This is a genomic window from Pseudomonadota bacterium (assembly GCA_026388255.1).
GTDB lineage: Bacteria > Desulfobacterota > Syntrophorhabdia > Syntrophorhabdales > Syntrophorhabdaceae > JAPLKB01.
On sequence record JAPLKC010000120.1, the window covers coordinates 1 to 11,602 of the forward strand.

Consider the following 11,602-nt stretch of genomic DNA (forward strand, 5'->3'; position numbering starts at 1 on the left):
GGTATCAATGATTCCTTTATCTTCAAATACCTTCAATGTATCCTGCCAAAAAGAAGAGGCATAGAAGCACTGGATAGCGCAGACTTTCACGTAATTTCTGTATTGTTTTCCGGTGTTTCTGCTGTATGTGAATGTGTTGTCTCCGACAGCCAGATGAAGTCCTGTGACAAAGTAATTGCTTTTATTGTTTTTCCATAGATGCCCGGCTTTGATTAAATCGTTGGCAACCTTCGCATAGTCCGTGCTTGTGTATCTTCTGTTCCATAGGAGATACTTGATAGCGGGCCGCATCTCCTTTGATGCCTTGCCATAGTTTTTTGCAAACTTTCCAATCTTGTGACCGAGTTGATCTTCGAGGTCACTAACCTTCTCAAATGTGTCCTTTTTGTTGTTGAAAGTGTAACAGAACAATGACGAAAGGAGACCTTTCAGTTCGAATGCACTCTTGTAGGTCTCTCTACTGGTGACATTTGCTTTCTTAACGAGTTCCTCTAACTTGCCTACATTTGCGATTGCACCTTCATGTGCTGATACATAATCGTCCACAGTTGCTTCCTGCATGGACGCGCTGATTCCATTAACGAAATCCATCGTGTTCCCTCCTTGTTTTTATATTTATATTTGAGAGTTTTTTTGAAAGTGTTCGGAAAATTCCTACTGATTATTATGCTACCTATGTATTAATGATTAGAATATTCGGATTCGGTATGATTCGATATGATTTCAGACTCTTTTTCGTTCCCTCGGGAAAAACTTAGCCGTCATATGCCGCCGTAGGGTATATAAAACGACAAGGATAGCTGCGATGAAACATTTTGGATACATTTCTGAAATATTTCTTTGTTCACTCACGAGCCTACCTCCCTCTGTATGTTTTAATTATTTGAATTTGTATTAATTCCCGATGGTCAAAGAAGTAATACAAATTCATTAGATGAAAATTTGTTTTCCCATTAATTCTTGACATGTACGGCTAAATGCCGTATAGTATTGTAAAGAGCCTTGGATTACAAGGAGGTGTAAATGAATTCAAATACTGCGCGTCTTGAAGCGCGTATCAGCAAAGAACTACATACTACCCTTAAGCGTGCTGCCGAGCTGCAAAATCTTACCATGACTGACTTCATTATTACTGCTGTTCAGGAGGCTGCCCAAAATGCCATCGAACGAACGGAAGTTATCAGACTATCCCTGGCCGACCAGGAACGTTTTGCCCAGGCCCTCATTACGCCTCCCGAGGCTGCTCCCGCATTGAAACGTGCTTTTGCCCGTCACCGCAAACTGATTGCCGAATGATTGAGAAACCGTTTCGGATAATACCACTCGGCAAAGACCACGACAGAGATTTGTTTAATAGCGGATCCAAACCGCTGGACGATTATTTTCGGAAACAAGTTACTCAGGACATAAGAAAAAACGTTACCGCGTGTTTTGTAGCGATTTCGACTAAGGATCACATCGCCGGATACTACACGCTTGCATCGGCGAGTGTGTATCTCGATGATTTGCCCATGAAATACAAAAAGAAGCTGCCCCGCTATCCTACCGTTCCTGTGGTGCGAATGGGGCGACTTGCCGTCGATCAGGGGTTCAGGGGCCAGGGACTCGGTGGAGCGCTGCTGGCCGATGCTCTCAAACGAGTGATTCGCTCTGAGATTGCAGCCTATGCTTTGGTGGTCGATGCCAAGGACAATACGGCTGCGGGTTTTTATCGATACCATGGCTTTCTCGATATAGCCAATAAACCGTTAACCTTGTTTCTGCCCTTGGATACAGTGCCAGTTTAGCCGCGTTCAGATCCCGGCCCACAACGAGAATGCAATGTGGGTAGCCTTTTATTTATGGGTTCTCCGTGTCAGGTATAAATTATCAAAAAATATATCCCAGACAAAAAAGCCACTAACTTTAATTGGTTAGTGGCTTTTTGATGGAACTATCAACACCTTCTCCTACCGGCTTGTATCTGGAAGGGTCCAGATATATTGTTGCGTGGGCGAGAGGACATCTCGTTACTCCCAAAAACCCCGATGCTTATGGAGACCAGTGGAAGAAATGGGATCTCAATACGCTTCCGATAATTCCGGAGAAATTTCAGTATGAAGTAATAAGAGCAACCTCAGATTTACTTAACGGGAGAATTTAAAAGAGTGCGTGCGGCTATATACTGATAAGAGCGTTTTGCACCACGAGGAAAAGAGGTTTTACTACTCTAATTCCATAAAGAAAACCTCTACGTGTAAAATCCGGTCAACCTCGAACACCTAATCCAGAAAAAGTCGAACACCTAATCCCGAAAACCTCTACATTGCCATGTAATCGATTTAATTGAAGATAGATAGCTTATACTTCTTCCGTTTAACTTTGCTTGCATTTCCGGGCACTCCATATTTTTTCACATCAGAAATTTAAAGAACTCTGTGAGGTATGTAAGCACAAATGCTATTGCGTAGAATAATATCGCAACAATGATGTTCGTTTTCTTCCTCACGACCATATATACGAATATAACCAGTGACAGGAACGCGAGGATTTTAAGAAGCGACCCGTGAAGAAAACCTTCGAAGAGCATATTAATAAATCCATCGTACCCTTTGATATTGTCGGGATTAAAAAACTCGTTAAACGGCTTCAACGTGCTCCCCCTCTGACTCTGTCTGATGGGATACCTCTGTCTGATGGGATACCTCAGGAAAGATCAGTTTCACATAGGGATCCGGGACATTCGGTACCATACACTTGTAGTAATCCCCTTCCCTTCTGAGATAGAAGTATCTCTTTTTAAGACGCAGTACCCTCTCCTTGAGGATAACCCGTTCGGTTTCCTCCCTTGATGATACACTCATGTTACCGTTCGGTTTCCTCCCTTGATGATACACTCATGTTACCACCGCCGGTGTTGACAACCTTTCTCCAAACAGTAACCAACGGCGATGAGTCTTCTATGAACCGTGCCGTCCTTTCATCATTTTCGTGCATAAAGACCCATGTATTGATATTATCCATGATGCTTTGAGTTGTATTCTCTCCGACAACTTCATTCATAGACGACATGCTCTGTGTAAAGAAGTGCAGATATACGTTAGCCGCCCTCCCCTTACTGAACATCTCTTCTATTCCGTTGTAAAGTATGTTATGCCCCTCGTCCATATAGATCGATAGAGGGGGATCAAATACCCTTCCCGATGCAAGCACCCTTCCTAACGTACTTTGAATCATTGACATGAGAATCCTTGCAATAACGGAAGCGGTCTTTCTGGCGAGAAGACTGCCAGTATTGCATATCAGAATAACTCTTTTCCCTTCTTCAAGTCTCTTGATGAATGCATTCTTGTATGTCTTGCCGATGATTTGCCCGGTCGTTGATGATGTTAACTGCGCAAGGACAGTTCCCAGTGATGATGATACCTTTGAAAAAAAATCCTGGGGATACTGAGTGATGTGAAAGACCGCTGTCAGAGCATCATCTATCATGTTTCTCACTTTTATATCAGGATTATTTCTGAGCATTTTCAGGCTTTCGACAAAATCGAGCATTGCCTTGTACGTAATCCTCTCTTTTACATCCGACAGGTTGATGAGCGGTTTTTCGCCTTTTGCCAGGAATTTCGCGATGAGTCCCGTAATGATGACCGTCGTGATATTTGTCGCAATATTCTCGAAGAACTCTTCACGTGAGCGGATACCCGAGACGATATGGTGAATCAATTCATCAGGAATATAGTAATATGCCAAAGGATCGATCTTGACCGATGCATCGGGATAGATAGGCGATCTGAACATCAATTCATCGAGACGACCCGACTCGGCAGCAGACTGTATTACCGTGGCGATAAGACTATCATCACCTTTGGGGTCGAACAGGACGACACTTCCGCCGGACAGGATATCCTGATATATGAGATGCGCCATAAATCGCGTTTTCCCTGCTCCGGTCGTGCCGAAACATCCGAAATGCCCTCCCCGGATGTTGTCTGGAAGATACTGCCCCCCTAACCTGGTAAAGTTCTGTTGAATCGGGAGCTTTACCCCATCGCCCAGGTATAGACCCTTTTGGTGCTGAGGCTGTATCTTGCCCTGTTCATTGATATTATAAAGTTCAGAAAGATCAGTGGGTGAGGCTTTCATTTATTCTCCTCTTCTGCTCATTGTCTTGTAAGAGTATTACTGAAAGTAAAAGTCCTCGAACATCCCTGACGGTTCACACTTACATTTTTCTTGCACTGGGATATTTTCTGACATATAATCTTACCAGTAAGACGCAGAAAAGGAGACAGTATGGCAGAAATGGCAACAACGAAGATGTCGTCCAAGGGACAGGTGGTCATTCCCGAGATCATACGGAAACAACTCAACCTCAAAGCGGGATCGCAGTTCGTTGTCATAGGCAAAGATGACTTGCTCATCCTGAAGACAATAACCGAACCCGACCCGGACACATTTGAGGCATTAATAGCAAGTGCCCGGCAAGAGGCAATAAAATCAGGCTTACGTCCGTCTGACATCAAGAAGTCCATTCTCAAGGCGTGTACACCGTCTTGAAGGTCATCCTCGACACAAACGTCTTTATCTCCGGAGTTTATTTCGGTGGCTATCCCCATCATGGAGCAACAACAGACTCATCCTGATCGTTTCAGGGGAAATACTTGACGAATATGGAAAGATTGACAAAATGCTTACCAATACCCCTTATCAATCTTGAACCCATGCTCAAGTTTGTCATGGCAAACGCGGTGATCGTAAAAGCCGCAAAACTTCACCAACCCGTTTGTGACGATCTGACCTGCCCTCAAAGCGATAAAATACTTTATTTATGGCTACAATGTAGCTATAATAAAACAAGAGGAGGTGACAATTTATGTCGGATACTAACACAGTAGTACGTTCCCGGATAGACCCTATGGTCAAGAACGAAGCTTCAAAAATCTTACGATCTATGGGGTTAACCTTGAGCGATGGAATTCGATTGTTTTTGCATCAGACAGTAGCACAAAAAAAGTTGCCGTTTTCAGTAAAAACCCCGAATTCTGTCACAATCCAAGCGATGGAATCTGCGGATCGAGAAGAAGGAGAACAAACAACTATTGAGCAGATTTCTAAAGATTGGGATGCCTCGTGCGAACGATAGTTCAGACATCCCAATTCAAAACTGATCTCAAGAAAATTGCTAAGTCACGGAAACATAACAAGAACGATTTTCTTGCTGTTCTTGAGCTTCTGGTAAACGAGAGTCCACTTCCCTCTAAGTATCGGGATCACGATCTTGGTGAAAAATGGAAGCACCAAAGGGAATGCCATATAAAACCGGATTGGCTGTTGATATATCGACTTGAAAATGAAAGGTTGTGCCTGGTTCGTACCGGTTCACATGCCGAGCTTTTTGTCAAATAAAGCCTTGAACATTTTGTCTACTTAATAGGGTACGACAACGATTCATTCATTTTGGGGTTATAAGGGTCATCAATAGAATTCTCATTGAGGGTATTACTAAGATTATTTGTGATAAAAACCCACTCAGGCCTGGCCCTTTTGATTCCTGATCAATGCCCACGGATCTTGCCTCTTAAAGGAAGAAACCAGAATATGCAGGAACAGAAAACAAGCCTTCGAAACATTACGTATTTCAAACCGTATTCAATAAGCCCTCTCAAATATGTATGGCGAGGATAAGTTAGTGGCTTTTTTTATTGTCCCTTCCAAATGCGATCATCAAGCGCAAAATGTTCCGGACCATCAACGGTAATCACCGGATCAGAATGCTTCCCTAACTCGACCGATCTCTTGACAATAGTATCAAATTGTGATACTATTAAACATGAGCAAGCACCGGAAAATATTTGAGGCAATATTTCAGGAACCTGTGCTATCAAATATCCTCTGGTCTGATATTGAGGCAATACTAACGCTACTTGGAGCGCAGATAAGCGAAGGACGAGGTTCTCGTATAAGGATAGCATTAAGAGGAGTGAGAGCAACATTCCACAGACCTCATCCACAAAAAGAGACCGACAGGGGAGCTGTAAAATCTATACGCAGATTTCTCCGGGAAGCAGGAGTAAAACATGATGACTTATAAAGGATATTTCGGAAAAGTTGAATTCGATGACGAAGCGATGTTGTTTCATGGGGAAATCATCGGTATAAGAGATGTGGTAACATTCCAGGGGAAAACCGTCGATGAAATTCAAAAAGCTTTTCATGATTCGGTAGAAGATTATCTGGATTTTTGCAGGGAGAGAAACGAAGAACCGGACAAACCTTTTTCAGGTAAATTTGTGGTGAGGGTTTCCCCTGAAACACATCGCAAGCTTTTTATGTCGGCAAAAAAAGCCGGACAGAGCATCAATGCTTGGCTCAACGAAAATATTGTCAGGATTATACCATAGGATTTTTATGGCGTTTAATGGTGAAAATTTGCATTGTGCTTAATGTTGACATAAAATAGTATTGGCTGTAAAGTGACATTCTCTCCCATATGAATAGGGAAGCATCCAAGTGATTGAGATTCAGAAGGTTTCGACTCAAGCGCCAACTCCGATCTGTTGAAGATGGTTACTGGTTTTGTCTTTCAATGTAGGTTTCCCACCATTGGTATTTCTTCCCACCTGATGTAAGGAATGGCGCTTCACAGAGGACTCTAAAGCCGGGTTGCCCTGACTCACACGAACCGCTTTCGCTGTACCGTGCTTCGAACTCTCCACGCCTGCAGACATCCTGCCCGGATGCCCATTATACAACGTCGGGCTGATTGTCCCGAACGCTATAAGCTGAATGATATTTGCCGACACATGATCTCGATTGGCTACCAGACCACACGTCGGACAAATGTGAATGCGGTCTTTCAGCGTCTTTGGTACTGATGCACCGCATACGCAGGTCTGGCTGTTGCCGCCGATGCCGGGACGGTTGGTCGGTGTTGTGTGGTAGCGCCTGCCCAACTTCGAGCACAGCAACTGCTTTTGCTTCGCAATGGCCCTGTCCGAGGCGACTTTCGCTTGCCTGCGGTTTCGGATCATGAACTTGACGCCATGCTCTTCCACGGCAAACTCACTGTACTTTGATGCAATCTCCGATGCTATTTTTTTGTGGTGGTAATCCCGGATGTTCTCGATTCGGGTGTGGATCTTCGCAACAACCATAATTTGTTTTTTCAGGCGGTTTGAGTAGGGCATTTCTTTGAGCTTAGGAGGTTTTGCGCCTGCTGCCTTCGCTGCTTGCACAGCCTCTGCATAAGCCTTTTTCCTTGCCTCGAACTGCCTGGACAGTTTCTTTTGGGCGGTACGCAGCTTCGATTGGTTCTGCGTAAAGGAGCGGGGCGGATCGTGCTTTTTGCCGCTGGCTTCCGTAAGGAGGGATGTGAGCCCCGGATCTCCGCCGCAACATTGGCGAGAATCGTCCTTCGAGGGAAGAGACACCTGATCCTTTTCCTGAATCATGGCTACGACGATAACCCACCAATGACCTTGCATCCACTTCACGGTGACGGTCTTCTTTGTACCGCGAATCTTCCTGTGGTCTCGTACACAGAAGTCACCCAAACCGGAAAGGTGGATCTTACCGTTGCGAATGAACGCTGCCGATCCATATTGCGGATAAGTGAAGCTGCGATAACGCTTCTCGTCTATAACATTCGGAGGATGAACGTCCTTCCTGCCTTCCTTGATGGCGTCGAAGAACCGCTTGTAACCTTCGTCAACCCGAACAGCCACGTTTTGGCGCACCTGGCTGTGCAGCTTCCCCCAGGCAACGGCTTGCTTTGCATACAGCTTTACCGCCTCGTATTGGTCAGATCGATTCAGGTAATGAAGTTTTTTCTCTCCCTGCCGCTTCTCTTCCTTACATTGGACGCGGTTCTGCAATCGGTCCTCAGCCAGCGTATTCCGCAAAAGACAGCACGAATGCAACGTGTCAAACAGCTTGTCGCCTTCGGATGGCGTTACATCCAAGCGGAAACGATAGGCACGCGATACCATCGAATGCTTCGCCTTCCGAACCCTACTCTTTCTCTTCTTGTCCATCAATGTATCCCCTGACAACATCCGCCGACATATCTCCTACTGTGCCTACATAATAACTGGGATTCCAAAGATGGTCTCCCATCCTTTTCTTCAACTCAGGAAACGACACAAAAAGTTTCCTGGCTGAAATCCCCTTGATCCACTTTACCAGATCCGAAACAGGAACATGAGGTGCAGCAGAAACAAACAGGTGTACGTGATCAAGCCCCATCTCAATGGCGCCAGTCTCGAATCCCTTCTCAGCGCCTGTTGCTGCCACAATCGCCTTCAATGCTTCTTCTACCTTCGGCACAAGCACCTTCTTGCGGTACTTCGTGCAAAATACTATGTGGTAGCCGATACTAAATACGCATGTCCTGTGGTGTACTGTCTTCATATGTATATGGTAGCATATATTACGATTATTTGCAAACAAAATCTTATAGTACTAAATAACACATGGTAAGGACCAAACGCTTTCATCCCTCCTTTGAAAAGGAAGGAATTCCCGCTTTATTTCTTAAGACGTGAGAGGAGAGAGATTTTGGACATTATGAATACTTTCAACCCCCACATGAGTGGGGAATGAGACTCAGGAATGTGCACAATATTTGATTGAACATCCCCCTTTCAACCCCCACATGCGTGGGGAATGAGACTCCTGAATGTGCACAATATTTGATTGAACATCTCCCTTTCAACCCCCACATGCGTGGGGAATGAGACAATTCTGTCCCCACTACGGCGGCTAATTCTAATTGCTTTCAACCCCCACATGCGTGGGGAATGAGACAGCGCACTGGTTCTTCACAATAAGCTTAAAATCTTCCTCAAAAACTCATAACATCTTGATTTATAACAATCTTGAACATCCCTGTGTTTTACTGTAAACTATAGGTTCGTAAAGATGTTAAGCATCCCGAACCCCAAACCTTTGGAATGGCCTATTCCCTTTGTCAGAGCCGTTTTAAAACGGCTGACATCTTTTACCTGACACATTCCGGTAACAAAAACAGATGAAAGTGTAATCTTATACTCTTTTTTTATGGAAATGCGAGGCCCTTCGGTACTATAGATAAACTCTGCAATCATCCCTGCATCTTCCAATTTATGATTGATCCAGTCTCGAAGCCTGTTTTGTTCAACCGGGTATCGTTTACCTTTCTCATCGATCCTCTTGGTTACTACTGGATTCAACCGGGCGGTAAACAAAAATTCGGATCCGCAGTCAATTGAATCGAGAAAAGTAGAAATTTGCCCTGTAATCACCGCTGAATGATGTATCGTAGGCGCTTTGGTACTTAAAACAACTGTCTCAAACTTCCCTCTCTGAAAGAGAATATCATCTTGATCGAAAATGTTTTTTAATTTTTGATGAACCTGGTAATCATCGCCGGCAATGTCATAAATTCTGGTCAAATAATTCATGCCGCACCACCTCTCTGAATCGGCGCTTCAATGACCGGCTCAGCATCAAAAACGAGATTTTCCGACCACTCCTCTATTCCCTCGATATAAGCAAGACCGCCCTCAAGAATAGTTGCGACACCGCAACCTTTTGACAAGCGAGATATAAGTTCATCATTTAACGGAACAAAGATAGTCCCCGATATTTTATTTATATTCTCAGGCCCGGAATTGACCATCTGAATATTAAGTTTACTTCCAACCCCTGCGTGGAAGGTTATTGATTCTTTGTTTGCTTTGGGATCGATGATATTGACTAAAGCCTTGCGTTGAGCCTTAATGCACTTTTGACAGAAATGCTGAACGCGGGACAAATCGTAATTATTATGAAGAATCTCGATTGCCCGATGAGCGGAAATAGTATGCGTAACATTTTTATCGCCAGTTATACTCTTTACCGTATCAATGAAATCATTCAATAATGCCTCGCCTAACAATCTTTCAAGCCGCGCCCAATAAAGCAAACCTCCTTTGATTTGAACAGGCGCTCCTCCCAAGAAGTAAACAATCTTTGAGGTCTGCCATGAATCTTTCACAGTCTTCCGAGCAGTCATCATTTCCCTGCTTTCATATCTGTCACGTTCATCGCAAGGTGTATCAATGATGACCCGCGCCTTTTTGGCAGCTTCCTGTATTGATAAATCAGGTTTCAACAGGGTCTTGCGGATCGTGGGCACTGGTCGTTCCCCCATAAGGACATGTAAAACATTGGATACATGCCGCCAATCAAATTTCCTGGCGGGGATTTGCATAACAGGGGCCTCTTTCCGTTTTGTCTTCCCATCAAGATCGTACATTTTATCGGAAGACCAACGAGTATCAGGAAAGATGCCTGCATTGATAAATTTAATCAGCAGAGCTTTTTGTGGCATCCTTTTTCTCCTTCTTAGCTTTGGCCTTCTTATCCTTAGATTCTTTTTTGACTTCTTTCGCCTTCGCCATTTGGGCAGCCATATCTTCCATCAGTGATTCCGCTTTTTCCTTTGATACCTTGCTGAAGGCAACCACTATTTCTTCAGGTTTAAGCTTGATGTCATCTACTTTTCTAACGAGGTTCCAACCAGCTTCATCATCCATTTTATCCGTGATCGGGTCATGCACAAATTTAATCTGTAAGCTGGAAAGATTCGCATACCCGCTGGCATTTCTGGTAATTGTCAAGGACAATAACCGTTTGAAAAATTCGTTCACAAGGAGAGTAGTCTGATCTTGATTTAAAAGAACGCCTTCTTCGGGAACAGCATTCACTGCACTGTTAATCATATAGAAACCAGGATCATTGACTTTGCTTCCAACTGAGTTTTCAAGATGTGGCCTGTACAGGCTCTTAAAATCATCCGGATTAACGGCCATGCGATCAAAAGTGTCTGATAAGGGGATAAATTGGAGATCGGCAAGATTTATCGCACCCTTAAAACTGTATTCAACATCTCCCACGGTTTCTTTATAAAACAGGGAAGTATCGGATGCATCATCTTCACTGTCTTTAGTCTTTTTAGCACCGGAGGTCGTATGAAGATCGATGGTGGACAGTTCACCTGCCGTTTGCTCTGCGTCAGTAATTATAATCGGAGATTTGCGTTTAAGCCCGGTAAACCCTTCCTGCTCAAACATGTATCCGCGTAGTAAACTGGCAATGGAGGCAATCGACATATTAAGAAGCTTCTTACTGTGGATAATCATGGAATTCTGAAAAGGATGATCCTCCTTAAAAATAGCATTGCGCAAACAATTGCTCGATATTTTCAATCGGATATCGTATTGGGGTTTGCCGTTCTCATCGTTACCGGTTTTGATAATTGCATGCTTGGCGATTTTAACGTTATCGAATTTTAGTGCTCTACCCCACTCACCGTATTTATACTTCTTGAGCATCCATTTTTGATCTTTACCGTCATAATTGACAATGCCATAGCCTTTGATCGTACCCTTAAATAGAATTGATTTTAGCATGTACCCTCCTTTTATTAAATGTTTTGTTTCAAACCGAGTTTCATTTCTTGACATCCTCCCCGACATGAATGACGGGGATTCCTACGGCGTTCAGGCGCATGCCTGAATCGCTTCAGTGGGTTCCTGCTTCATTGAGTAGCCTGACTGCGCTATCTCTCCACAGGCTAATACGGCATGCCCTGCCGCTA

Annotated in this window: 18 protein-coding genes and 1 CRISPR repeat array; of the genes, 8 read left to right on the forward strand and 10 right to left on the reverse strand. The window is 44.0% G+C overall.

Features of this window, described 5'->3' with window-relative positions; all coding sequences use genetic code 11:
• A partial coding sequence (locus NT178_17260) for a hypothetical protein (protein MCX5814270.1) occupies positions 1 to 591 on the reverse strand: 591 nt, incomplete at its 3' end.
• 432 nt (positions 592 to 1,023) lie between these two features.
• Here NT178_17260 and NT178_17265 point away from each other — a divergent pair.
• From NT178_17265 to NT178_17275, 3 genes are all read left to right on the forward strand, one after another.
• On the forward strand, positions 1,024 to 1,296 hold the full coding sequence (locus NT178_17265; GenBank protein MCX5814271.1) for a DUF1778 domain-containing protein: 273 nt from the start codon (positions 1,024 to 1,026) through the stop codon (positions 1,294 to 1,296).
• Entirely contained in the window at positions 1,293 to 1,787 is a 495-nt protein-coding gene (locus NT178_17270; protein MCX5814272.1) for a GNAT family N-acetyltransferase, read from the forward strand. The genes NT178_17265 and NT178_17270 overlap by 4 nt, the downstream gene beginning before the upstream one ends.
• Before the next feature lie 140 nt (positions 1,788 to 1,927).
• Positions 1,928 to 2,143 carry a hypothetical protein gene (locus NT178_17275; GenBank protein MCX5814273.1) on the forward strand — a complete coding sequence of 72 codons (216 nt, stop codon included), beginning with the start codon at positions 1,928 to 1,930 and terminating at the stop codon, positions 2,141 to 2,143.
• Between the two features lie 249 nt (positions 2,144 to 2,392).
• Here NT178_17275 and NT178_17280 read toward each other — a convergent pair whose 3' ends face one another.
• Genes NT178_17280 through NT178_17290 form a run of 3 tightly spaced genes read right to left on the reverse strand, consistent with a single transcriptional unit; the run spans position 2,393 to position 4,125 of the window.
• Positions 2,393 to 2,632: a hypothetical protein gene (locus tag NT178_17280; GenBank protein ID MCX5814274.1), complete on the reverse strand. Its 240-nt coding sequence runs from the start codon at positions 2,630 to 2,632 to the stop codon at positions 2,393 to 2,395.
• Positions 2,619 to 2,843, reverse strand: coding sequence for a hypothetical protein (locus NT178_17285; GenBank protein MCX5814275.1), 225 nt, complete (start codon positions 2,841 to 2,843; stop codon positions 2,619 to 2,621). Before NT178_17285 ends, NT178_17280 begins: the two co-directional genes overlap by 14 nt.
• Before the next feature lies 1 nt (position 2,844).
• Entirely contained in the window at positions 2,845 to 4,125 is a 1,281-nt protein-coding gene (locus NT178_17290) for a TraM recognition domain-containing protein (protein MCX5814276.1), read from the reverse strand.
• A gap of 150 nt (positions 4,126 to 4,275) precedes the next feature.
• On the opposite strand from NT178_17290, the gene NT178_17295 reads away from it, so the two are divergent.
• The 5 genes from NT178_17295 (at position 4,276) to NT178_17315 (ending at position 6,383) form a co-directional block, all read left to right on the forward strand.
• On the forward strand, positions 4,276 to 4,539 hold the full coding sequence (locus NT178_17295) for an AbrB/MazE/SpoVT family DNA-binding domain-containing protein (GenBank protein ID MCX5814277.1): 264 nt from the start codon (positions 4,276 to 4,278) through the stop codon (positions 4,537 to 4,539).
• Between the two features lie 316 nt (positions 4,540 to 4,855).
• Positions 4,856 to 5,125 carry a type II toxin-antitoxin system RelB/DinJ family antitoxin gene (locus tag NT178_17300; GenBank protein ID MCX5814278.1) on the forward strand — a complete coding sequence of 90 codons (270 nt, stop codon included), beginning with the start codon at positions 4,856 to 4,858 and terminating at the stop codon, positions 5,123 to 5,125.
• Positions 5,113 to 5,388 carry a type II toxin-antitoxin system YafQ family toxin gene (locus NT178_17305; protein ID MCX5814279.1) on the forward strand — a complete coding sequence of 92 codons (276 nt, stop codon included), beginning with the start codon at positions 5,113 to 5,115 and terminating at the stop codon, positions 5,386 to 5,388. Before NT178_17300 ends, NT178_17305 begins: the two co-directional genes overlap by 13 nt.
• 424 nt (positions 5,389 to 5,812) lie before the next feature.
• The gene (locus NT178_17310) at positions 5,813 to 6,073 is read left to right on the forward strand and encodes a type II toxin-antitoxin system HicA family toxin (GenBank protein ID MCX5814280.1); all 261 of its coding nucleotides are present in this window, start codon (positions 5,813 to 5,815) and stop codon (positions 6,071 to 6,073) included.
• The gene (locus NT178_17315; protein MCX5814281.1) at positions 6,060 to 6,383 is read left to right on the forward strand and encodes a type II toxin-antitoxin system HicB family antitoxin; all 324 of its coding nucleotides are present in this window, start codon (positions 6,060 to 6,062) and stop codon (positions 6,381 to 6,383) included. Before NT178_17310 ends, NT178_17315 begins: the two co-directional genes overlap by 14 nt.
• 135 nt (positions 6,384 to 6,518) lie before the next feature.
• Here the strand turns inward: NT178_17315 and NT178_17320 are convergent, their stop codons facing one another.
• From NT178_17320 to NT178_17345, 6 genes are all read right to left on the reverse strand, one after another.
• Positions 6,519 to 8,015 (reverse strand): transposase, encoded by a 1,497-nt coding sequence (locus tag NT178_17320; protein ID MCX5814282.1) that lies wholly within the window; start codon positions 8,013 to 8,015, stop codon positions 6,519 to 6,521.
• Positions 7,993 to 8,391, reverse strand: a complete 399-nt coding sequence (tnpA, locus tag NT178_17325; protein ID MCX5814283.1) for an IS200/IS605 family transposase — start codon at positions 8,389 to 8,391, stop codon at positions 7,993 to 7,995. The genes NT178_17320 and tnpA overlap by 23 nt, the downstream gene beginning before the upstream one ends.
• A 163-nt stretch (positions 8,392 to 8,554) precedes the next feature.
• Positions 8,555 to 8,787: direct repeats of the CRISPR family, unit length 32 nt; unit sequence CTTTCAACCCCCACATGCGTGGGGAATGAGAC.
• Between the two features lie 98 nt (positions 8,788 to 8,885).
• A complete protein-coding gene (cas6e, locus tag NT178_17330) occupies positions 8,886 to 9,422 on the reverse strand; it encodes a type I-E CRISPR-associated protein Cas6/Cse3/CasE (GenBank protein MCX5814284.1) in 537 nt (178 codons plus the stop codon).
• The gene (locus tag NT178_17335; GenBank protein ID MCX5814285.1) at positions 9,419 to 10,333 is read right to left on the reverse strand and encodes a hypothetical protein; all 915 of its coding nucleotides are present in this window, start codon (positions 10,331 to 10,333) and stop codon (positions 9,419 to 9,421) included. Before NT178_17335 ends, cas6e begins: the two co-directional genes overlap by 4 nt.
• Entirely contained in the window at positions 10,308 to 11,414 is a 1,107-nt protein-coding gene (locus NT178_17340; GenBank protein MCX5814286.1) for a hypothetical protein, read from the reverse strand. Before NT178_17340 ends, NT178_17335 begins: the two co-directional genes overlap by 26 nt.
• Positions 11,415 to 11,504: 90 nt before the next feature.
• A partial coding sequence (locus NT178_17345; protein MCX5814287.1) for a hypothetical protein occupies positions 11,505 to 11,602 on the reverse strand: 98 nt, incomplete at its 5' end.